This window comes from Streptomyces hygroscopicus, from assembly GCF_026168105.1.
Taxonomy (GTDB): domain Bacteria; phylum Actinomycetota; class Actinomycetes; order Streptomycetales; family Streptomycetaceae; genus Streptomyces; species Streptomyces hygroscopicus_D.
In genome coordinates, this window is the sequence record NZ_LBMW01000032.1 from 1 (window position 1) to 21,236 (window position 21,236).

Below are 21,236 nucleotides of genomic sequence, written 5' to 3' on the forward strand. Positions count from 1 at the left end.
GGGCGGGCCCCGGGGCCCGGACGGCGCCGGGCGTCTGGTCGCGCGGGGCGACCGGGGCCGGGCACGCGACGGCGGGGCGGTTCCCTGTCGGACACTTCCGTCACCTGCCGTGGGTCGCGGAGGGATGTGCGGGCGGGGTGGAGGGCGGGGCCGAGGCGCGGGCTGCCGTGGGGGCGCTCCGCGACGGCGACTGCCTCTGCGATGGCGACGGCGACGGCGACGGCGCGGGCGACCGCGACTGCGAGGGCGACCGCGACTGGGAGGGCGAGGGCAACGGCGAACCCTTCGGGCTCGGGTACGGATCGAGCACCTCGGGCGGGCGCAGGGCCCCGCCGCTCACCGAGGACTGCTGGGCGGCGGCCTGCGGTTCGCCCTTGACGGTGCCGCCCGGGCCGAGGAAGGCGGGGTCGCCGCCCGGGACCATGCCGAGTTCGCGGGCGCGGCGCTGAAGGGCGTCGGGGGCCGAGTAGGCGTCCACGTCCCGTTGGAGAGCCTGCTCCTCGTCGGTGAGGCTCTTGGTCTGCCTCTGCAGGTCGTCGACCTTGAAGGCGCCTTCGCTGAGCGCGGAGTTCAGCACGAGCAGCCCGATGAGGCCGCCGCCGAGCAGCGCGACGACGAGCAGCACGAAGGGGGTACGGGCGGCGCCGCTACCACCGCCGGCGGGAATCAGCCGCGCGAGCCGGGCGGCGCGCCCCCTGAGTTCGGGTTTCCTGCTCACACACCCTCCCGCCGCGCTTCCCCGCCCCTGTGTCCTGTCGCCCGGTGCGTCACCCGGTGCCGGGATGCGCCAGGCGGCCCGGTGGGAGTGGAGGGCTGCTTCGGGCGGGTCGGGGTGGGGGCACCCGGCCGGGCCGGGCGCGCTTCGCCGGCCTGCGCGCCCGCGTACCGCTCGCGTCTGCTGCTCACTCGCCCGCCCCCTTCGTCCGGCTCACTCGGCGTCCTCACGGATGCGCTCGGCGCCGCGCAGGCGGGCCGGGGCCGCTCGGCGGTTGTCGGCGACCTCTTCCTCGCTGGGAAGTTCGGCACCACGCGTGAGGAGCTTGAGCCGGGGCTGGTAGCGCTCGGGGACCACTGGCAGTCCGGGGGGAGCGGTGGTTGCGGCGCCGGCCGCGAACACCTGCTTGACCAGGCGGTCTTCGAGGGAGTGATAGGAGAGGACGGCGATCCGGCCGCCGACGGCGAGGGCCCTGACGGCCGCGGGGATCGCCCTTTCCAGAACGGCGAGTTCGCCGTTGACCTCGATACGCAGCGCCTGGAACGTGCGCTTGGCCGGGTTGCCGCCGGTCCGCTTGGCCGCCTGCGGCAGCGCGTCGCGGATCAGTTCCACGAGGCGCGCACTGTTCGTGAACGGCTCCTTCTCGCGCTCGCGCACGATCGCCGACACGATCCGCTTGGCCTGCTTCTCCTCCCCGTAGGCGCGCAGGATCCGTACGAGCTCGCCCGCCGGGTAGGTGTTGAGGACCTCGGCGGCGCTGACGCCCGCGGTCTGGTCCATGCGCATGTCCAGCGGGGCGTCCTGCGCGTACGCGAAGCCGCGTTCCGCTTCGTCGAGTTGCATGGAGGAGACGCCGAGGTCGAAGAGGACGCCCTGGACGCGCGCAATGCCCAGGCGGTCGAGCACTTCGGGGAGTTCGTCGTAGATCGCGTGCACGAGCGTGGCACGCTCCCCGAAGGGGGCCAGCCGCTCCCCGGACAGGCGCAGCGCCTCCTTGTCGCGGTCGAGCGCGACGAGCCGGGCCTCGGGGAACCGGGTGAGGAGCGCCTCGCTGTGGCCGCCGAGCCCCAGGGTGCAGTCGACGACGACGGCCCCCGGCTCGGCGAGGGCCGGGGCCAGCATGTCCAGACACTGCCGGAGCATGACGGGCACGTGTCGACTCTTGCTCAAGGGGGCCTCTCAGATCCGGCGCGCCGGGTCCGCACGGCCGGTCCCCCGCCTCCCCGGCCGACTCCGGGTTGCCCCGCCGAAAGGGAAGCCTGCCGGGGCCGGAGCGTCAGCCGACCGGGTGCGGGAGGAGGCCGAGCCGTACGTACGCGCCGCGCACGCGGGGAGATACCGGCGCGCGGCCGATGCCTCCGGGGTGAACAGTCCGCAGGGAGAGCGTCTCGCCTCCCGCTTCGCGTCACTTTAGTCCACCCTGTCTTGCGGTCAATCAACCGGCCTGCGCGTCGCGCACCCTGGCCGTCGCGGCCGCGCGGCACGAAGGCATTCGCCCGTCCGGCGGAGGTTCCGCTTTCGTGTGGGTTACCTCACAACAAGACGGGGTGGCGTTCTTTGTCCCCTCTCACAGCAGGCCCGGATCGACGGTGACCAGTAACGTCATGGGTATGACGACTTCTGCATCCGTACCCACCGATCCCGAAGGCGCCATAGTCGGCTCCGTCACCGGCCGCCTCGTGGACGCCAACCAGCGATACGCCGCCGCGTTCACCGATCCCGGCATGGACGCCCGGCCCGTTCTGCGGGTCGCGGTCGTGGCCTGTATGGACGCCCGGCTCGACCTGCACGCCGCGCTCGGTCTCGAGCTGGGCGACTGCCACACCATCCGCAACGCGGGCGGTGTCGTCACCGACGACGTGATCCGCTCCCTCACCATCAGCCAGCGGGCGCTCGGGACCCGCAGCGTGGTCCTCATCCACCACACCGGCTGCGGTCTGGAATCCCTGACCGAGGAGTTCCGGCACGAGCTGGAGATGGAGGTCGGCCAGCGCCCCGCCTGGGCGGTCGAGGCCTTCCGCGACGTCGACCAGGACGTACGGCAGTCGATGCAGCGCGTGCGCACCTCCCCGTTCCTGCTGCACACCGACGACGTGCGCGGGTTCGTCTTCGACGTGAAGACGGGGCTGCTGCGGGAGATCGATCCGGCGTAACCCGTCCGGCACCGGCACCCCACCCCGTCACCACTCCACCACTTCGCGAACATTCTTTCGGGCAAAAACCCCGGCTCGGCTCTGCCGAAAAGATCGTAAGGCCGACATATCGCAGCCAGTTATCCACAGGCGAGTGACACGAACCGGTAACGGCAACAAGAATGCGGGTGTGGCATCACGCGGAACCATCCACGCGTGGTGTCCGTGTTTCGGGGTGGGCCGGTCAGCATCGCAGAGCGACGGCCCGGAGAAAGAACGGGCCGAGGAGGGCCGGGTGACGACCTATGACGATCGAGCGAGCCTTAGTGATCTGACCGCCACTGTGGAGCGAGTCCGCAGCTCGGTGGAGGGAGTGATCGAGGGCAAGCCCGAGGTCGTACGGCTTTCGCTGACCGTACTGCTCGCCGAGGGACATCTGCTGATCGAGGATGTCCCCGGCGTCGGCAAGACCATGCTCGCCAAGGCGCTGGCGCGCTCCATCGACTGCTCGGTGCGACGCATCCAGTTCACGCCCGACCTGCTGCCCTCGGACATCACGGGCGTCTCCATCTGGGACCAGCAGCGCCGCGACTTCGAGTTCAAGCCGGGCGCGATCTTCGCCCAGATCGTGATCGGCGACGAGATCAACCGCGCCTCGCCCAAGACCCAGTCCGCGCTCCTGGAGTCGATGGAGGAGCGCCAGGTCACCATCGACGGCAAGACCTACGAACTGCCCAGCCCCTTCATGGTGGTCGCCACCCAGAACCCGGTGGAGATGGAGGGCACCTACCCACTCCCCGAGGCACAGCGCGACCGCTTCATGGCCCGTGTCTCCATCGGCTACCCCAGCGCGGACGCCGAGCTGCAGATGCTCGACATCCACGGCGGGGTGAACCCGCTGGACGACCTCCAGCCGGTGGCGCACGCGCACGAGATCGTGAAGCTGATCGAGGCCGTCCGCGGCGTCCATGTCGCGGATCCGGTCCGGCGCTATGCGGTGGACCTGGTCGCCGCCACGCGCACGCACCCCGACCTCAGACTCGGCGCCTCTCCGCGCGCCACCCTGCACCTGCTGCGCGCGGCGAAGGCATCCGCGGCCCTGAGCGGCCGGGAGTACGCGCTGCCGGACGATGTGCAGGCCCTCGCCGTGGCCGTGCTGGCCCACCGTCTGCTGCCCACCGCGCAGGCCCAGCTCAACCGGCGTACGGCGGAGCAGGTCGTCCAGGAGATCCTGCAGCGCACCCCGGTGCCCGCGTCGCCCCAGCAGCAGTCCGGCCTCACGATGAGCCGTGGCTTCGGCCAGCAGCCGCCCCGGAGGCTGTGATGGCGTACGGGGGGACGACGCGCACCGCCGAGGAGGAGGGAGGCGGGCTGCGCACCGCGCTCGCCGGACTGACCACGCGCGGGCGCTCTTTCCTGGCCGCCGGCATTGCGGCCGCGATCTGCGCGTACGTGCTGGGCCAGGCCGATCTGCTGCGGGTCGGGCTGTTGCTCGCGGTGCTGCCCCTGGTGTGCGTCACGGTGCTGTACCGCACGCGGTACCGGGTCTCCGGCAGCCGCCGGCTCTCCCCCTCCCGCGTCCCCGCCGGCTCCGAGGCCCGGGTCCATCTGCGGATGGACAACGTCTCGCGGCTGCCCACCGGACTGCTGATGCTCCAGGACCGGGTGCCGTACGTGCTCGGGCCGCGTCCCCGGTTCGTGCTGGACCGGGTGGAGCCGGGCGGCCGCCGGGAGGTGTCCTACCGGGTGCGCTCGGACCTTCGCGGCCGCTATCCGCTTGGCCCGCTCCAGCTGCGCCTGACCGACCCGTTCGGGCTGTGCGAACTGACCCGCTCCTTCTCGTCGTACGACACCCTGACGGTCATCCCGCGCGTGGAGCCGCTCCCCCCGGTCCGGCTGACCGGCGAGGCGAAGGGGTACGGCGACGGGCGGCAGCGCTCGCTGGCGCTGGCCGGCGAGGACGACGTGATCCCGCGCGGGTACCGGTACGGCGACGACCTGCGCCGCGTGCACTGGCGCTCCACCGCACGCTACGGCGAGCTGATGGTGCGCCGCGAGGAGCAGCCGCAGCGGGCCCGCTGCACGGTGCTGCTCGACACCCGGGCAATCGCCTTCCAGGGCGCGGGCCCGGACTCGGCCTTCGAATGGGCGGTGGGGGGCGCGGCATCCACTCTGGTCCACATGCTCGAACGGGGCTTCTCCGTGCGGTTGTTGACCGACACCGGCAGCTCGGTGCCGGGCGAGGGCGCGGACGGGTTCGCGGGCGCCAGCCAGGAGTCCGCGGACGCGGCCGGGCTGTTGATGGACACGCTCGCGGTGATCGACCACTCGGACGGCACGGCCCTGTCACGCGCCTACGAGGTGCTGCGCGGAGGCAACGAGGGAATGCTGGTGGCGTTCTTCGGCGATCTCGACGAGGAGCAGGCCGCGATGGCCGCCAGGATGAGCAGACGCAGCGGCGGCGCGCTGGCCTTTCTGCTGGACGGCGACGCCTGGGTGCGCGAACCGACCGATGTGCCGGGCGCGTTGAACCGGAGTGAGGACCGGGTGCGGATGCTGCGTGAGGCGGGCTGGACCGCGCTGACGGTGCCCCGGGGCGCCTCGCTGACGGAGCTGTGGCGCGAGGCGGACCGGCTGCGTACGGGCGTGGGCGTCGTGAGCGGGGCGGAGGGACGGTCATGAGCGGGCGTGCGCGGCTGGCGCTGTGTGCCGCGGCGGCCACGCTGATGGCGGCGTGCGCCCTGCTGCCGCTGGTGACCCCGGCGACCTGGATCTTCGAGGCGGCGATCCTGGTGGCGGTGCAGACCGGTGTGGGGGCGCTGACCCGGCGGGTCCCGCTGGCGCGCCCCCTGACCCTCGTCTGCCAGGCGGCAGCCGGCCTGATGCTGCTCACGCTGACCTTCGCCCGGGCCCAGTCGATCGCCGGGTTCCTCCCCGGGCCCCAGGCGCTGCGCCACCTCGGGGTGCTGCTGCAGTCGGGCTCGGAGGACGTAGGGCGGTATGCGATCCCGGCGCCGCTGACCCCGGGGATCCGGCTGATGATCGTCGGCGGGGTTCTGCTGATCGCCTTCCTGGTGGACGCACTGGCGGTGACCTTCCGCGCCGCGGCACCGGCCGGACTTCCGCTGCTCGCGCTGTACTCGGTGGCCGCGGGCCTCTCCCAGGGCGGTGCCGACTGGCTGTGGTTCCTCGGTGCCGCGGGCGGCTATCTGATGCTGTTGCTGGCCGAGAGCCGGGACCGGCTCTCCCAGTGGGGACGTGTCTTCAGTGGCGCGCCCCGGACCACGGGCCCGGACTCCGGCGGTGCCCTCGCCCCCGTCCGCAGCGGGCGGCGCATCGGCGCGGTCGCGCTGGGCATCGCCCTGGTGGTGCCGCTCGCCCTGCCCTCACTGGAGGGCGGACTGCTGAACGGCGCGGGGGACGGCGTCGGAGCGGGCATCGGCGACGGCAACACGATCTCCGCGGTCAACCCCCTGGTGTCGCTGCGCGACAGCCTGAACGTGAACCAGGACCGCCAGGTGATGGTGTACCGCACCAACACGGACAACACCCAGGACATGTATCTGCGGATCGTCGCCCTGGACGACTTCGACGGTACGACCTGGAAGCCCGCGCAGCGGCACATCACCGCCGTGCCGGAAGCGTGGCCCACGCCGGCCGGTCTCGCGGGCGGTGTGCGGCGGACCGAGATCGACACGAAGATCTCGGCGGCGGGCTGGTACGCCCAGGACTGGCTGCCGATGCCCTACCCCGCGACAGGCGTGAAGATCAAGGGCAGCTGGCGGTACGAGCCGGTGGGCCGCACCCTTGTCGGCGACCACGGGCAGAACACGCAGGGGTTGCAGTACGACGTCAAAAGCCTGATCGTGCAGCCGACCGCGCAGCAGCTGGCGACGGCGCCCGAGCCGCCCCCGGCGCTGAAGCGCGAGTTCACGAAGGTGCCCGCGTCCCTGCCTGCGGTGGTGGCACAGACGGCCCGCAGGGTGACCGCGGGCTCGGCCAACCACTACGAGGAGGCGGTCAAGCTCCAGGACTACTTCGCGGCCAACGGCGGGTTCACCTACAGCACCCAGGTGGAGGCCGGCAGCGGGGCGGGCGCGATCGCGCGGTTCCTGAAGGAGAAGCAGGGCTTCTGCGTGCACTTCTCCTTCGCGATGGCTTCCATGGCGCGGACGCTGGGGATACCGGCGCGGGTGGCGGTGGGCTTCACCCCCGGTTCGCCCCAGGCCGACGGCTCGATGTCGGTGGGGCTGCGGGACGCGCACGCATGGCCCGAGCTGTACTTCGAGGGCGTGGGCTGGACCCGCTTCGAGCCGACCCCCAACCGTGGGTCGACGCCGACGTACACGCAGTCGGACACGCCGACCGGGGACAACCCGGTCGTACCGCGGCCGTCGCTGTCGTCGTCCACGGTGACGTCCGTCGCGCCGTCGGCGAGCGAGAGCTGCTCGGCGACGATGCGGAAGCTTCAGGCGTGCCCGGCCCAGTCCACGCACGCCGCGGCGGGCTCCGGGAACGACGGACCGCCGTGGTACCAGATCCTCGCCTGGACGCTGCTGGGGCTGGCCGTGGTGACGGTGCCGCTTGCGCCGATGCTGTGGCGGCTCAGGAGCCGGTCGGTGCGGCTGGCTTCCGCCCGGCACGCGTCGTCCGCTCCGCCGTCGGCCCGGGAGCAGGGGGTGGCCGAGACCGGGGAGAGTGTCCCGCAGGGTGAGCGGTACCCGGACGGGATGACCGAGCGGGTCGTGGGACACACCCTGGCCGTGTGGCGCGAGCTCACGGACACGGCCTGGGACTACGGCATAGCCCCGGACGACGCACTGACCCCGCGGAAGGCCGCCGAGCGGATCGTGCGCCTCGGCCGGCTGGACGCGCCGACGGCCGACGCCGTGCACCGGGTGGCCCGTGCCGTGGAGCAGGCGCTCTACGCCCCGCAGCCGCGCCCCCGGGCCGGTCTGGTCGACGATGTGCACACGCTGCGGGTGGCGCTGCGGTCCACGGTCAGCCGGCGGTCCCGGGTGCGTGCGGTCGTGGCACCGCGCTCGGCCGTACGTGCCGTGTGGACCGTCGGCGACCGCTGGGCGGCGGTCAGGGCCCGCTGGGCCGCGCGCTGGGCACGCTGGGCGACCGTGGTGAGGCGCCCGTCGGGGCAGCAGAGCGGCGGCTGACGTACGGCAGCCCGTCCGCTCCGGAAAGGCGAGGGCGGACGGGCTGCCGTACGTGGTCCGCGGTCCGGCTCCGGTTGCTTCGCGTACCTCTGCCCGGCACCGGTCGGGGGAACACCGGAGAGTGCCCGGCATTTGCTTCGCGTACCTCTGCCCGGCACCGGTCGGGGGGAACGCCGGAGAGTGCCCGGCATTTGCTTCGCGTACCTCTGCCCGGCACCGGTCGGGGGGAACGCCGGAGGGATCGCAGCACATGCGAAGGCCGGGGCGGGCCCGCGCCCGGCGGCCTCCCTGTCCGTCGACGCGTCCGAGCGTGCGAGCGTGCCAACAGGGGGCGACCACCTCGTCGGTGGTCGCCCCCTGTGCGTATGTCTTCGGTTGTCGCCCGGGGGGCCGGAGGGCTAGTGGCCCTGCTCGTCCCGGCGTCGCTGCCAGCGTTGTTCGATGCGGTCCATCATGGAGCGTCGCTGCCGGACCTGCCTGCGGACGCCCGGTACTCCCTGCTCGCCCGGCTTGGGGACCTTGCGCCAACTGGTCACGGCGAGCACCGCGCAGCCCAGCATGACGAGAAACCCGACCACGCTGATCCAGATCCGCTGTGCGACCATTCCGGCCATGAGGAGCGCGATACCCACCAGGAAGCCCGCCGCCGCCTGGTAGACCCGTCGCCGGGTGTAGGTACGCAGCCCGCTTCCCTCAAGCGCTGTCGCGAACTTGGGATCTTCGGCGTACAGCGCTCGCTCCATCTGCTCGAGCATTCGCTGCTCGTGCTCCGAGAGCGGCACGGAGTCCTCCTCATCGTGCAGTCGCCGGGGCGACCGGGGGGTCCCCTTCAGGATAGGCAGGGAATCGCCCCCTTGAAACCCGCCCCTCTGCGCCAATTGGCCAACCGGAGACCGCCATGGCCGTCCCGGCTCGCTGAGGCTTCCATTCCCCGGCGGCCGACCCGTCATGCCGGGCGGTCTCCCTCGATCATACGGCGCGGACCGCCCGATCGGGGGGCGTGTGGCGTACTCCATCCGCCGCCAAGCCGCTGATCAGCGGCGCGTCACGGGAGGCGGCTCAGTCCCCGAACGCCCCCTGCGTCTCGCCGAGGACATGGAGTTGCGTGGCGACGGAGTGGAACGCGGGGACCTCGGCTGCCGCCGCCTCCAGCTTGAGCAGCGCCTCCAGGGCGCCGGGTTCCGTGTCGACCAGGACCCCGGGCACGAGGTCCGCGAAGACCCGGACACCGTGTACGGCGCCGACACGCAGGCCCGCGTCCTGGACGAGCGCGGTGAGCTGCTCGGTGGTGAAGCGGCGCGGCACCGGGTCGCCCTCGCCCCAGCGGCCGTTCGGGTCCTCCAGGGCCTGCTTGGCCTCCTTGAAGTGCCCGGCGAGGGCCCGCGCGAGCACGGCACCGCCGAGACCCGCGGCCAGCAGGCTCAGCACGCCGTCGGGGCGCAGCGCGGCGACCACGTTGCGGACGCCTTCGGCAGGGTCGTCCACGTACTCCAGGACGCCGTGGCACAGCACCACGTCGTAGCCGCCGCGCTCGACCACATCGAAGAGGCCGTGGGCATCGCCCTGGACACCCTGGACCCGGTCGGCCACACCGGCTTCGGCGGCCCGGCGCTCGAGGGCGAACAGCGCATTCGGGCTGGGGTCGACGACCGTGACACGGTGACCGAGGCGGGCAACGGGCACGGCAAAGTTGCCACTGCCGCCGCCGGTGTCGAGCACGTCCAGCACGTCCCGCCCCGTGGCCTTGACGCGGCGGTCGAGGGCGTCCTTGAGGACCTCCCAGACCACGGCGGTACGGAGAGAGGCGCGGGGGCGCATCGGGTCCGACACGGCAGTTGACTCCTCGGCGCGGCACCGCCTGGGGTACGGCGGAGCGATCGGACGGCCCTCCTGCCCCGGTACCAGGGCGAAAGGCTTCAGGCGCCTCCACCCTATTGCCTCCAGCGCCGTGCCCCGAGCCCCGACCCACATCGCCTCCCGGGCGGGCCCGCGCGGGCCGGGCGCGCCCCGGCCAACGGCCCCCGGCACATGGGCTCAGCCCGCGTCCGGGATCTCCCGGTCCCCCTCCTTGCGCGGCTGCGGGAGCACCGGCTGGAGGATCAGCATCCGCTCGACCAGACGCAGGAACATCGCCACGTCCCGTATCAGGTCGTCCGCGTCGCGGGTGCCGGCCGCGCCCCGGATGCCGGCCTCGGCGCGGGCGCGGCGGGAGGCGCCGGAGGCGAACAGCGCACTCCACTCGGTGAGTTCGGGCGCAATCTCGGGGAGCACTTCCCAGGCGCTCCTGATCCTGGCCCGGCGTCGCACCGTGGGCTCCGGGCGTCCGCGCGCGGCGAGCACGGCGGCCGCCGTGCGCAGGGCCGCCAGATGGGCCGTCGCATACCGCTCGTTGGGCGTTTCGAGGACGGCCGCCTCCTCGAGTCCGGCGCGGGCCTGGGCGAGCAGGTCGAGCGCCGCGGGCGGGGCCGTGGCCCGGCGCAGCACCGGGTGCACGTCGCTCGCCGGGCCGGTCAGTGAGGGGGCAGGGCCGATGCCGCGCCGCCGGCGTGCGGCGGCTGCGTGGTGACTGGCCATGACGAACCTCCTGTCGTCTGTGTGACGGCACTGTGGCCGTATGTGCCCATCGTGCGGTATGGCACTGACAATCCGTTCTGACCTGGGCTTTTGCTTCGTTCATGGGTTCGGGGTAGTTTTTGCACTGACCAGTCAGTTCAAAACAGGTGCGGGCCCCGACCGGCCCGCCCTGTCAGGGGAACGAGGGGACCGAGGGGAACATGCACACGCAGGAGGCGGCACCGGGGGTAGCCGTCGGCGCCGCGGACTTCGGGCTCAAAGGACCGCGAGGCTGGGCGTTCCGGGGCGTCGGCTTCGACGCGGAGCCCGGCTCAATCATCGCCGTGGCGGGGCCCTCGGGCTCCGGACGGACCTGTCTGCTGCTCGCGCTGACCGGGAGGATGAAACCGAGCGAGGGGCACGCCACGGTCGGGGCGCACCGCCTGCCCAAGGAGATGTCCGCGGTCCGCCGGATCAGCGCGCTCGCCCATGTGCCGGGCGTCACCGACCTCGACCCGGCGCTGACCGTCGGCGAGCACCTACACGAACGGGCCCTGCTGGAAGCCCGGTTCGGGGACTCCCTGCGGGCCCTGCTGCGGCCGCGTGCCGAGAGGGCGGCCGAGACGGGGCGCCGGATCGAGACGGCGCTCGCCGCCGCGGGGCTCGACCCGCGGACGCTGCCCAAGGGCACCCGGACCGCCGTACGCGATCTGGAGCGTCTGGAGGGTCTGCGGCTGTCCGTGGCCCTGGCCCTGCTCGGCCGTCCGCGTCTGCTGGCCGTCGACGACACCGACCTGAAGTTGTCCGACGCCGAACGGACCGAGGCCTGGGACCTGTTGAGGTCGATCGCCGAGGGCGGCACCACTGTCCTCGCGGTGTGCGCCGAGGCCCCCGAGGGCGCGGTCGTGGTGTCGACGACACCCGACGGCGGCACCACACCCGACGGCGGCACCACATCCGACGGCAGGTCCACACCCGCAGGCGGCAGCAGGCCCGAAGAGGGCAGCACGCCCGAAGACGGCGTACGACCGGGCCACCACGAGGACTCTCCGCCTGCCGCGCGCTGCGAACAGGACCCGCCGCACGCCGTGCGCGGCGAGCGGGACGCGCGCGTGGAGGGCACCACCGACGAGCCGTCCGACGACGGCGACGACAACGACAAGGAGACAGCGGATGCGCTCGCCGAAACTGGCCGCGCTTGAGCTCAGGCGGTTCGGCAGGGGGAAGCTGCCCCGTGCGGCGCTGGTTGCCCTCCTGCTGCTGCCGCTGCTGTACGGCGCCCTGTACCTGTGGTCGTTCTGGGACCCGTACGGGCGGCTCGACCGCATCCCCGTGGCGCTCGTCAACGACGACAAGGGGGCGACGGTGGCCGGCCACAGACTCAGCGCGGGCGACGACCTCGTCCAGGGGCTGCGCAAGAGCGACACCTTCGACTGGCACGAGGTGAGCTCCGCCGAGGCCAGGAAGGGCGTCGAGGACGGCACGTACTACCTGTCCCTGACCATGCCGTCCGACTTCAGTGAGCGGATCGGCTCCAGCTCCGGGCACTCCCCCGAGACCGGCGCCCTGCAGGTGCGCACGAACGACGCGAACAACTACATCGTCGGGCAGATCTCCAAGACGGTGTTCAACGAGGTGCGCGCGGCGGCCTCCACGAAGGCCTCGCGGTCGTTCCTGGACAAGATCTTCATCTCGTTCTCGGACATCCACGGGGCGACCATGAAGGCCGCCAAGGGCGCCGACCAGCTCACGGGCGGGATCGGGAAGGCCGAGAAGGGCTCGAAGGACCTCGCCGACGGGCTCGGGGAGGCCAAGCAGGGCAGCGGAAAGCTGTCGAGCGGTGTGAACAAGCTCGACACGGGCGCGGGCGACCTCCGGGACGGCGCGCAGCAGGTCGCGGACGGCACACAGGCGCTGGCCGACCGGGTCCACGGGGCTGCCGACCAGGTGCGGCCCTTCCTGCGGGACAACGGCAGGCAGATCGCCGACACAGCGACGCTGGTGGCCGATTCGGCGGGTGTGATCAGCGGCCACCTCGACACGTTCGTCACCACGGCCCCGGTCGCGGCGGACGGCACCCGCAAGGCGTCCGAGACGCTGGACGCGGTATACTCCAGTCGCTGCACCGGGCAGCTCGTGCCCGACCCCGCGTGCGACGACCTCAAGAAGGCGAAGGACGCGGCGGCCGAGGCCGCACGGCTCGCGGGCGACGTGAACACCGTGGTGCAGGACTACCACCGCGACATGACCGCCATGCAGAAGGACCTCGCGACCCTCCAGCAGCAGGCTCGGGCGCTCGCCCAGGCCGCACCGCACCTCTCCGAGAACCTCGACGACGCGGTCACCAAGGTCGACGCGCTCAACAAGGGCGCGGCCGAGGTCGCCCAGGGGGCCGAGAAGCTGCACACCGGCCTCGGCACCGCCAGGACCGGCGCGGCGGACCTGGACGCGGGCGTCGGCAAGCTGTCGAGCGGGGCGGTCGACCTCAACGGAGGCATGTACAAGCTCGTCGACGGCTCGGGGAAGCTCGCCGGCGGACTGCACGACGGCGCGGGGAAGATCCCCGACTACGGCAAGCAGGACCGCGACCAGCGCACCCAGGTCATGTCCGACCCGGTGCAACTCGCCTCCAGGGCCCTGCACAAGGCACCCAACTACGGCACCGGCTTCGCCCCGTACTTCATCCCGCTGTCCCTGTGGGTGGGCGCGATGGTGGCGTACATGCTCATCCCGCCGCTGAACCGGCGCGCGCTCGCCGCGGGCGCCTCGGCCTGGCGCATCGCGCTTGCGGGCTGGCTGCCGGTGGCCGCCGTGGGCGTGCTGCAGACGGCCGCCCTCATGGCGGTGCTGCACTGGGCGATCGGTCTGCAGATGATGCGTGCGGCCGGGACGATCGGCTTCCTGTTCCTGGTGGCGGCGTGCTTCGGGGCGATCGTCCAGTGGCTGAACGCACGTTTCGGCGCGGCGGGCCGGATCCTCGTCCTCGCACTGCTGATGCTCCAGTTGACGTCGGCCGGCGGCACGTACCCCGTGCAGACAAGTCCCGGCTTCTTCAACGCCATCCACCCCTTCCTGCCGATGAGTTACGTCGTCGAGGCGCTCCGGAGGCTCATCACGGGCGGCGGTCTCGGGCCGGTGTGGCAGGCGTGCGCCGTGCTGGCGGCGTTCACCGCGGGCGCTCTCGCGCTCACCGCCCTGTCGGCCCGCCAGCGGCAGGTGTGGACGCTCGACCGGCTGCACCCGGAGCTGAGCCTGTGACGGCCATGGCCGGGCCTGTGCCCTCCGAGGAGGCGGTGCCTGTGACAATCAGGGCCATGGAACGCAGCAGCGCCGCCGCGGGAGGCGGCTCGAGCCGCCGTGAGGCGACCCGGCAGAAGCTCTACGAGGCGGCCGTCACTCTCATCGCGGAACAGGGGTTCTCCGCGACCACCGTCGACGAGATCGCCGAACGCGCCGGGGTCGCGAAGGGCACGGTCTACTACAACTTCGCGAGCAAGTCCGTCCTCTTCGAGGAGCTGCTGCGGCACGGTGTGGGACTCCTCACCGCGTCCCTCCAGGAGGCGGCCGACACCACCGATCGGGCCGGCGGCACCAAGGTGGACGCCCTGGACGCGATGATCCGCGCGGGACTCGGCTTCATCGCCCGCTACCCGGCCTTCACCCAGCTCTACGTGGCCGAGCTGTGGCGCACCAACCGGGCCTGGCAGTCCACGCTCATGGTGGTCAGGCAGCAGGTCGTCGCGGTCATCGAGTGCGTGCTGCGCGAGGGCGTGGCGAACGGTGAGTTCAGCGACGAGATCGACATCCCGCTGACGGCCGCCGCGCTGGTGGGCATGGTGCTGGTGGCGGCCCTGGACTGGCAGTCGTTCCAGCCGGAGCGCTCCCTGGACGACGTCCACGCGTCGCTGTCGCGGCTGCTGCAGGGGCGTGTGAGCGGCAGCCGGTAGGCCGCACTGGACGAAAGCGCCGGTCCGGGTGGGCCGCGTCCCCCGCGGGCCACCCGGAACCGGCGCTCCCTCGTGCTCCCCCGTTGATCCCCGTTCGGTCGTTCCCCCGGGTCTCCCCCTGTCTCGCTTCCGCCGGACTGGCCGACGGAAGGAGCGGCCAAGGGCGGGCGCCGTTCCGCCGCCCCGTGTCGGCGGTGCCGGAGCCGCACCCCTTTCCGTGTCTCCACTCTCTCGTTCGCGCAGGTCGGCCCCCATCCGCGCGCGTACTCATCTCATCGCCTAGGTACGGATACTCATGTCCGCGCGCTCATCCCCAGGACACTCCTGGGGCGGCCGACGGGCTTCGGGGCCCGCGCCGGCACTCGCCCACTCGGCGGCGAGAACGCTACAGCCCGACGAAACCGCTGGTCAGGGGCGCACGGCCGGATTGTCGGTGGCGGCCGATAGAGTCGCGGACATGGCACGGATTGCGGTGATCGGCGCCGGGACGGGCGCGATGGCGGCCGCCGCCCGGCTGGCCGTCGCGGGCCACCGGGTGGTGGTGTACGAACGTACGCGGACGTACGGAGGCGCGGTGCGCCGTTTCACGCGCGACGGCTTCTCCTTCGACACCGGCCCGGGTCTGCTGCCGCTTCCCGCGGTGTACCGCGATCTGTTCGTCAAGACCGGCAAGGAGCCGCTGGAGTCCTGCGTCGAGCTGGTCCAGGTCGACCCGTCGTCGCGGCACATGTTCGCGGACGGCTCGGAGGTCTCGCTGCCGAACGCCTCGCGGGCGGGGGCCGTCTCCGCGCTGGACACGGCACTGGGCGGGGGCAGCGGCGGTCGCTGGGGCGACTTCCTGGTGCGGGCCCGCGAAGCCTGGGACCGTACGCGTCGGCCGCTCCTGGAGGAGCCGCTGTGGCCCAACTGGCCGGTGCTCGCCGAGCGCGAGCCGTATCCGGCGGTGCCGCACAAGAAGCTGCTGCGCACCCGGCGGGCCGGGACACTCGCGGAGGTCGGCGCCTGGGAGTTGCGCGACCCTCGGCTCGCGGCCCTTCTGGAGTGCCATGCCCTGGCGTACGGCCTGGATCCCCGGACCGCTCCGGCGAGCGCGGCCGTGCTGCCGTACATGGAGCACGCGTTCGGTACCTGGTATGTGCGCGGCGGCATCAGGGAGTTGGCGCGCGCCGTGTACGAGCGGTGCCTGGACCGGAGGGTGGAGTTCGTCTTCGGCGCCGAGGTCACGGGGATCGTCGAGAAGGACGGCCGGGCCGCGGGGGTGGAGCTGGCGGACGGGACGGTGGCGGATGCGGACCATGTGGTGGCCGGGGTCGCGCGGGGTGTGCTGGACCGCCTGATGCCGGGGACGGCCGCGCGGGGTGCGGACGCGGTCACGGCGCAGCGCGCGATGCCCAGCCGTCTGACGCTGCTGCTGGCGCTGCGCGGCGGCCGGCCGGAGGGCACCGCGCACCGGACGGTGGTCCACACGCCCGACCGGGAGGACGAATTGGAGCGGCTCTTCGGCGAACCGGCCGGGCTTCCGGCCGCCCCGACGGTGACCGTGCTGCGTCCGGACGACCCCGCGCTGGTGCCCGACGCCGGGCACGAGGCGGTCACGCTGACGGTCACGGCGCCCTCGGGACAGAGCGTCTCCGACTCCGACGTGGACCGGATCGTCGGTGCCGCCGAGCGCGCGATACCCGGTCTTGGCGACCGCCTCCTGTGGAGGGAGGTGCGGCATCCGGCCGACGTCGCCGAGGACACCGGCGCGCCCGGCGGCGCGGTTCCCGCACCGGCCCTGGCCGCGGCCGGTGGCCGTCTGCTGCACCCGTCCAACAGCACCCGCGTGCCGGGCCTGTTCACGGTCGGCGGCTGGTCGCACCCGGGCGGCGGTCTGCCCCACGCCGGCATGTCGGGCGCCCTGGTGGCCGGGCTCATCGTGGAGGGTCCGGACTTCCGGGGCTCGCAGTGAGGCGCCGGGTGCGTCCGGTGGTGCGCTGAGACCCTGACGCGCCGAGAGCCCGGCGCTCGGCACCGGGCCCTTTGGCGATCACGACCGCGGTCGGTCAGAAGCGATAGTGCTCGTCGAAGCCCTGGCCTTGTGCCGTGCCGTTGCCCTGGTAGGGGTAGTGCTGCTCGGGCGGGAGTTCGCCGCCGGAGGCGTCGTCGGTGGTGCGCTGCTGGGGCACCCAGACACCACCGGGCGGCGTCTGGCCGTAGACGCCGGTCCCGTACTGGTCCTGGCCGTACGTCTGCTGCCCGTACTCCTGCTGGCCGCCGTACGTGGTGTCGTACGAACCGCCGCCGTAGCCCTGCGCGCCGAGGTACGGGTCGGAGTAGCCGGTGTACTGCTGCTGGCCGTTGTCGTAGCCGTACTGCTGCTGGCCGTATCCGGAGTAGCCGTCGTAGGCGTAGGCCTGCTGGTCCTGGGCCTGGCCCGGGCCGACACCGGAACCTCCGTAGGAGGCGTCCGTCGCGGCCGCGTACGCCGCGCCGGTGTAGACGCCGTAGGAGCCGGTGTCCTCGGGCAGTGGCTGCGGCTCGTACACGGCGGTCGCCTCCGCCGCGGTCTCGGCGGGCTGCGGCCGGTTGAAGACGTCGTCGTGATCGTCGTCGTACGCGTTGTTCTGGCGGTACGTACCGGCGGTCGGCTCGAGGTCGGGGGTCTCCGGGGCCGCGTCCTCACGGGCGGGCTCGCCCCGGCGGCGCTTGCTGCTGCCCCCCTCCTCGCGCGGACGGTTGCCGACGGCCCAGCCGGCCACGAAGCCACGGCGGAACGACAGCGTGACATAGGTCTGTCCGACCGCGAACGCGGCCGCACCGAGGCCGATGACCAGCACGGAGGGGATCAGGACGCCGAAGACGACGCCGAGGAAGCCGACGAATGCCAGCAGCCGCCAGCGCAGGCGCGCCTTGTACTGCAGCAGCACCTCGCCGAGCAGCCACAGCGCGACGACGCCGAACGCGATGTAGAGGACCGTCCAGCCCATGTACGCCCCTCTCCCAGTTGCCGCAACGCAGTGTGTCAAATGGCAGTGCGGCCGGTCTAGGCCCGCTGCGGGTGGTGCAGACCCAGGTTTTCGTAGATTTCCAGCGTCGCCGTGGAATTGTTGAGTGTAATGAAGTGCAGACCGGGGACTCCTTCGGCCAGCAGCCTCGCGCAGAACTCGGTGGCGAACTCGATCCCGATCGAGCGTACAGCCGCCGGATCGTCCTTCGCTGCGAGGATCCGCTCTCTCAGACCGTCGGGGATGACGGCGTTGCTGAGCTGCGGCAGCCGCTCCAGCATCCGCACGCTGGTCACGGGCATGATCTCGGGGATGACCGGGGTCGCACAGCCCGCGCCGGCGACCCGGTCGCGCAGCCGCAGATACGACTCCGGCTGGAAGAACATCTGCGTGATCGCGTAATCGGCACCGGCCCGGCACTTGTCGACGAAATGCGTGACGTCCGTGTCCCAGTCGTCGGAGCGCGGGTGCATTTCCGGGAAGGCGGCGACACCCACGCAGAAGTCGCCCGACTCCTTGATGAGCCGGACGAGTTCGGCGGCGTAGGTCAGGCCTTTGGGGTGGCGGACCCACTCGGCCATGGGGTCGCCGGGCGGGTCTCCGCGGACCGCGAGCATGTTGCGGATGCCGGCGTCGGCGTACTGGCCGATGATGTTGCGCAGCTCGGCGACGGAGTGATTGACCGCGGTGAGATGGGCGACCGGCGTGAGCGTGGTGTCCACGACGATCTGCTGGGTCTCCTTGACGGTGCCCGCACGGGTGGAGCCGCCCGCGCCGTACGTCACGGACACGAAGTCGGGGGCGACCGCCTCGACCCTCCGGAGCGCGCTCCACAGGTTCCGCTCGCCCTTGGGCGTTTTCGGCGCCGAGAACTCGAACGAGTACGTCGTCTTGCCGGTGGCGAGGATGTCGCGCACTGTCCGCGCGCGATCAGTCCTCGTGGATGCGGTTCCGAGGGCCATAGTCGCAGGTTAGCCAGGGGTCGACGGTCGCCCAACCGGACGCACGAAATTTGCCCGAATTGTCGATTTGTTGTCCACCTGTCGGACACCGGGGCGTCGACTCGTGCCCGGCGCAGAGCACTGCGTGGCGCTGAGCCGAGCCCCGCGCTGCGCTGAGCCGAGCCCTGCCTCGCGCTAGGCCGTGCGCAGCCGCTTCGCGAACTCGGCGGCCGCAGCGCCCGGGTCCTCGGCCTCCGTGATGGCGCGGACGACCACCACACGGCGGGCGCCCGCCTCCAGGACCTCGTCCAGGTTGCCCAGGTCGATGCCGCCGATGGCGAACCAGGGGCGGTCGGTGCCGAGGGCGGCGGTGTGGCGGACCAGGCCGAGGCCGGGGGCCGGCCGGCCGGGCTTGGTGGGGGTGGGCCAGCAGGGACCCGTGCAGAAGTAGTCCACGCCTTCCTGGACGGCTGCGGCATCGGCCTCCGCCTCGGAGTGCGTGGAGCGCCCTATGAGGACGTCGTCGCCGAGGACGGCGCGGGCCGCGGGAACAGGGAGGTCTCCCTGGCCCAGATGCAGAACGTCACTGGCGGCGGCGTGGGCGACGTCCGCGCGGTCGTTCACCGCGAGCAGCTTGCCGTGGCGGGCGCAGGCGTCGGCGAAGACCTGGAGGTGCTCCAGCTCCTCGGCGGCCTCCATGTCCTTGTCACGCAGCTGGACGATGTCGACGCCACCCGCGAGGACCGCGTCGAGGAACTCGGCGAGGTCGCCCTGGCGCTTGCGGGCGTCCGTGCAGAGGTAGACGCGGGCATCCGCGAGCCGGGCGGAGCGGGCGGTGTCGGGCACGGTGGGTTCCCCGGGGTAGGTGGCGTACGGGCCGCGGCGGGCGCGGTCGGCCGGAGCCGTGGCCCGTGGACCGCGGCCCGTACGCCGGGCGGTTGTTCTCGGATCGGATCAGACGGCGAGCGCCTGCGCGCGGCGCTTCACCTCCGTGCCGCGATTCTCGCTGAGGGCCTGCGCGGGGGTGCCGGGCAGGGTGGGGTCCGGGGTGAAGAGCCACTCGATCATCTCTTCGACCGTGAAGCCGTCGTCCCGCAGGAGCGTCAGGGTGCCGGACAGGCCCTTGACGACCTTGTCCCCGTCGATGAAGGCGGCGGGAACGTGCAGCGCGCGGTTCTCACCACGACGTACGGCGATGAGCTGGCCCTCCTTGACCAGCTGCCGGACGCGCGTCACCTCGACACCGAGCGCTTCGGCGATGTCGGGCAGGGTGAGCCATGCAGGGACGAGAGCATCGATCTTTGCGTCAATCTCGGTCACAGGATTAAGCGTGCCATCCCGGACTGACAGTCGGAAGCGGGGCGCCTCCGGGCGGGGTGCCGGTTGCCTCCGGCGGTGGACAGGGAACCGGCCCGGCGGGTGTTTCGCAGGTGCGGTGGACGCCCTGCCGCCGAGGCGGGGGCCGGCGCCCGGAGGCTTCCGCGGCACGGCGGGGCGTACGGGACGTGACCGTACGGCACCGCCCGGAGACGGAGAAGCACCTCACGCCGTGGCCTCCTTCAGCGGGCGGGACGGATCCGACAGGAGTGCCGGGTCCATGGGGGTGCCCGATTCGATCAGGCGGCGGCCCTGGGCCAGGTCCCGGGGGCGGCCCACCGCCAGCAGGGCCACCAGGCGGCCGGAGCGCAGCCAGCACACCGCCCATGCCGCGCCCTCCGGGTCCCCGCGCCACACGGTGGTGTCGGCGGACGCGTGATGACCCACGTACTGGACGAAGCGGCCGAACTGCTCCGACCAGAAGTACGGCACCGGGTCGTACGCCACCGGCGTCTCCCCGATGATGTTCGCGGCCACCGTGCGCGGACCCTGGAGGGCGTTGTCCCAGTGGTGGACCAGCAGGCGCTGCTCGTAGCGCCCCGACGGGAAGGACGCGCAGTCCCCCACCGCGTACACGTCCGGCGCCGACGTGCGCAGGTGCTCGTCGGCCAGCACCTCGCCGTCGAGGCCCAGCGCGATGCCCGATCCGGCCAGCCACGCGGTCGCCGGACGCGCCCCGATGCCCACGACCACCGCGCCCGCGGGCACCCGGGAGCCGTCGTCGAGCACCACGGCCCCCGGCTCGATGCGCTCCACGCGCGCGTTCGTGCGCAGTTCGGCCCCGCTGGCCGCGTACCAGCCCGCCATCGGCGCCGCCACCTCCGCCGGCAGGGCCCCCGCGAGCGGCCGGTCCGCGGCCTCCACCACCGTCACCGCGCAGCCTGCCTCGCGCGCCGCGGTGGCGAACTCGGCGCCGATCCACCCCGCGCCCACGACCACGATGTCGTGCTGCCGGGCGAGGACCGGCCGCAGCCGCTCGGCGTCGTCCAGCGTGCGCAGCAGATGCACCCCGGGCACGCCGTCGGCGCCCGGCAGCCGGATCGGTTCGGCACCGGTGGCGAGGACCAGGGCGTCGTAGGGGACGGGCCCCTCCACCGTGTCCAGTTCATGGTCGTCGGGCCGCACCCCGAGCGCCTCGCAGCCCAGCCGCAGCTCGATCCCCAGGGACTCGAAGTCGACGTCGAAGGCGGAGCCCTCGGCCTTTCCCAGCAGCACGGCCTTGGACAGCGGCGGCCTGTCGTACGGCTGGTGCGGCTCCGCGCCGATCAGCGTCACGCTGCCGGTGAAGCCCTGCTCCCGCAGGGCGACCGCGGTCTGCACCCCGGCCATGCCCGCGCCCACGACGACGGCGCGCCGTGCCGAATCGCTCCGTGCCTGCGTCTGCTCGCTCACCTGATCACCATAGACAACTGACAA

18 protein-coding genes are annotated in these 21,236 nt (G+C 72.6%); 8 read left to right on the forward strand and 10 right to left on the reverse strand.

The window, feature by feature from the left end:
• Window positions 1–100: 100 nt before the first annotated feature.
• Together AAW14_RS26570 and rsmH are read right to left on the reverse strand one after the other, a co-directional pair.
• Complete coding sequence (locus AAW14_RS26570; protein ID WP_265566467.1) at window positions 101–718, reverse strand: septum formation initiator family protein; 618 nt, start codon at window positions 716–718, stop codon at window positions 101–103.
• A gap of 210 nt (window positions 719–928) precedes the next feature.
• Window positions 929–1,885 carry a 16S rRNA (cytosine(1402)-N(4))-methyltransferase RsmH gene (rsmH, locus tag AAW14_RS26575; protein WP_265566468.1) on the reverse strand — a complete coding sequence of 319 codons (957 nt, stop codon included), beginning with the start codon at window positions 1,883–1,885 and terminating at the stop codon, window positions 929–931.
• A 440-nt stretch (window positions 1,886–2,325) separates the two neighbouring features.
• Between rsmH and AAW14_RS26580 the strand changes: the two genes are divergently transcribed.
• The 4 genes from AAW14_RS26580 (at window position 2,326) to AAW14_RS26595 (ending at window position 8,015) form a co-directional block, all read left to right on the forward strand.
• Window positions 2,326–2,868: a beta-class carbonic anhydrase gene (locus AAW14_RS26580; RefSeq protein WP_265566469.1), complete on the forward strand. Its 543-nt coding sequence runs from the start codon at window positions 2,326–2,328 to the stop codon at window positions 2,866–2,868.
• A gap of 274 nt (window positions 2,869–3,142) precedes the next feature.
• Entirely contained in the window at window positions 3,143–4,171 is a 1,029-nt protein-coding gene (locus tag AAW14_RS26585) for an AAA family ATPase (RefSeq protein ID WP_265566470.1), read from the forward strand.
• Complete coding sequence (locus tag AAW14_RS26590) at window positions 4,171–5,529, forward strand: DUF58 domain-containing protein (protein WP_265566471.1); 1,359 nt, start codon at window positions 4,171–4,173, stop codon at window positions 5,527–5,529. Before AAW14_RS26585 ends, AAW14_RS26590 begins: the two co-directional genes overlap by 1 nt.
• Window positions 5,526–8,015 carry a transglutaminase TgpA family protein gene (locus AAW14_RS26595; protein WP_265566472.1) on the forward strand — a complete coding sequence of 830 codons (2,490 nt, stop codon included), beginning with the start codon at window positions 5,526–5,528 and terminating at the stop codon, window positions 8,013–8,015. The genes AAW14_RS26590 and AAW14_RS26595 overlap by 4 nt, the downstream gene beginning before the upstream one ends.
• Window positions 8,016–8,413: 398 nt before the next feature.
• Here the strand turns inward: AAW14_RS26595 and AAW14_RS26600 are convergent, their stop codons facing one another.
• The 3 genes from AAW14_RS26600 to AAW14_RS26610 all read right to left on the reverse strand — a co-directional run bounded on the left by AAW14_RS26600 (window position 8,414) and on the right by AAW14_RS26610 (window position 10,589).
• Window positions 8,414–8,797: a DUF3040 domain-containing protein gene (locus AAW14_RS26600; RefSeq protein WP_265566473.1), complete on the reverse strand. Its 384-nt coding sequence runs from the start codon at window positions 8,795–8,797 to the stop codon at window positions 8,414–8,416.
• A 277-nt stretch (window positions 8,798–9,074) separates the two neighbouring features.
• Entirely contained in the window at window positions 9,075–9,845 is a 771-nt protein-coding gene (locus AAW14_RS26605; protein ID WP_265566474.1) for a methyltransferase, read from the reverse strand.
• 204 nt (window positions 9,846–10,049) lie between these two features.
• Window positions 10,050–10,589, reverse strand: coding sequence for an SAV_6107 family HEPN domain-containing protein (locus AAW14_RS26610; RefSeq protein WP_265566475.1), 540 nt, complete (start codon window positions 10,587–10,589; stop codon window positions 10,050–10,052).
• 200 nt (window positions 10,590–10,789) lie between these two features.
• Here AAW14_RS26610 and AAW14_RS26615 point away from each other — a divergent pair, with 200 nt between their 5' ends.
• The 4 genes from AAW14_RS26615 (at window position 10,790) to AAW14_RS26630 (ending at window position 16,466) form a co-directional block, all read left to right on the forward strand.
• Window positions 10,790–11,770, forward strand: coding sequence for an ATP-binding cassette domain-containing protein (locus AAW14_RS26615; protein WP_265566476.1), 981 nt, complete (start codon window positions 10,790–10,792; stop codon window positions 11,768–11,770).
• Window positions 11,742–13,826 (forward strand): YhgE/Pip domain-containing protein, encoded by a 2,085-nt coding sequence (locus tag AAW14_RS26620; protein ID WP_265566477.1) that lies wholly within the window; start codon window positions 11,742–11,744, stop codon window positions 13,824–13,826. Before AAW14_RS26615 ends, AAW14_RS26620 begins: the two co-directional genes overlap by 29 nt.
• A 56-nt stretch (window positions 13,827–13,882) precedes the next feature.
• The gene (locus AAW14_RS26625; RefSeq protein ID WP_265566478.1) at window positions 13,883–14,515 is read left to right on the forward strand and encodes a TetR/AcrR family transcriptional regulator; all 633 of its coding nucleotides are present in this window, start codon (window positions 13,883–13,885) and stop codon (window positions 14,513–14,515) included.
• Window positions 14,516–14,972: 457 nt separating this feature from the next.
• Complete coding sequence (locus tag AAW14_RS26630; RefSeq protein WP_265566479.1) at window positions 14,973–16,466, forward strand: phytoene desaturase family protein; 1,494 nt, start codon at window positions 14,973–14,975, stop codon at window positions 16,464–16,466.
• A gap of 94 nt (window positions 16,467–16,560) precedes the next feature.
• Here AAW14_RS26630 and AAW14_RS26635 read toward each other — a convergent pair whose 3' ends face one another.
• The 5 genes from AAW14_RS26635 to AAW14_RS26655 all read right to left on the reverse strand — a co-directional run bounded on the left by AAW14_RS26635 (window position 16,561) and on the right by AAW14_RS26655 (window position 21,212).
• On the reverse strand, window positions 16,561–17,484 hold the full coding sequence (locus AAW14_RS26635; protein WP_265566480.1) for a hypothetical protein: 924 nt from the start codon (window positions 17,482–17,484) through the stop codon (window positions 16,561–16,563).
• A 56-nt stretch (window positions 17,485–17,540) separates the two neighbouring features.
• Complete coding sequence (metF, locus tag AAW14_RS26640; RefSeq protein WP_265566481.1) at window positions 17,541–18,464, reverse strand: methylenetetrahydrofolate reductase [NAD(P)H]; 924 nt, start codon at window positions 18,462–18,464, stop codon at window positions 17,541–17,543.
• Window positions 18,465–18,638: 174 nt separating this feature from the next.
• The gene (thiE, locus tag AAW14_RS26645) at window positions 18,639–19,289 is read right to left on the reverse strand and encodes a thiamine phosphate synthase (protein WP_265566482.1); all 651 of its coding nucleotides are present in this window, start codon (window positions 19,287–19,289) and stop codon (window positions 18,639–18,641) included.
• A 108-nt stretch (window positions 19,290–19,397) separates the two neighbouring features.
• Complete coding sequence (locus tag AAW14_RS26650) at window positions 19,398–19,763, reverse strand: Rv2175c family DNA-binding protein (RefSeq protein WP_265566483.1); 366 nt, start codon at window positions 19,761–19,763, stop codon at window positions 19,398–19,400.
• Window positions 19,764–19,985: 222 nt separating this feature from the next.
• Window positions 19,986–21,212, reverse strand: coding sequence for an NAD(P)/FAD-dependent oxidoreductase (locus AAW14_RS26655; protein ID WP_265566484.1), 1,227 nt, complete (start codon window positions 21,210–21,212; stop codon window positions 19,986–19,988).
• Window positions 21,213–21,236: the final 24 nt, after the last annotated feature.

Coding starts and splice junctions, on each gene's coding strand:
- AAW14_RS26580 (WP_265566469.1), top strand. CDS start 2,326: ATGACGACTTCTGCATCCGTACCCACCGATCCCGAAGGCGCCATAGTC.
- AAW14_RS26590 (WP_265566471.1), top strand. CDS start 4,171: ATGGCGTACGGGGGGACGACGCGCACCGCCGAGGAGGAGGGAGGCGGG.
- AAW14_RS26595 (WP_265566472.1), top strand. CDS start 5,526: ATGAGCGGGCGTGCGCGGCTGGCGCTGTGTGCCGCGGCGGCCACGCTG.
- AAW14_RS26610 (WP_265566475.1), bottom strand. CDS start 10,589: ATGGCCAGTCACCACGCAGCCGCCGCACGCCGGCGGCGCGGCATCGGC.
- AAW14_RS26615 (WP_265566476.1), top strand. CDS start 10,790: ATGCACACGCAGGAGGCGGCACCGGGGGTAGCCGTCGGCGCCGCGGAC.
- AAW14_RS26620 (WP_265566477.1), top strand. CDS start 11,742: ATGCGCTCGCCGAAACTGGCCGCGCTTGAGCTCAGGCGGTTCGGCAGG.
- AAW14_RS26625 (WP_265566478.1), top strand. CDS start 13,883: ATGGAACGCAGCAGCGCCGCCGCGGGAGGCGGCTCGAGCCGCCGTGAG.
- AAW14_RS26630 (WP_265566479.1), top strand. CDS start 14,973: ATGGCACGGATTGCGGTGATCGGCGCCGGGACGGGCGCGATGGCGGCC.
- AAW14_RS26635 (WP_265566480.1), bottom strand. CDS start 17,484: ATGGGCTGGACGGTCCTCTACATCGCGTTCGGCGTCGTCGCGCTGTGG.
- metF (WP_265566481.1), bottom strand. CDS start 18,464: ATGGCCCTCGGAACCGCATCCACGAGGACTGATCGCGCGCGGACAGTG.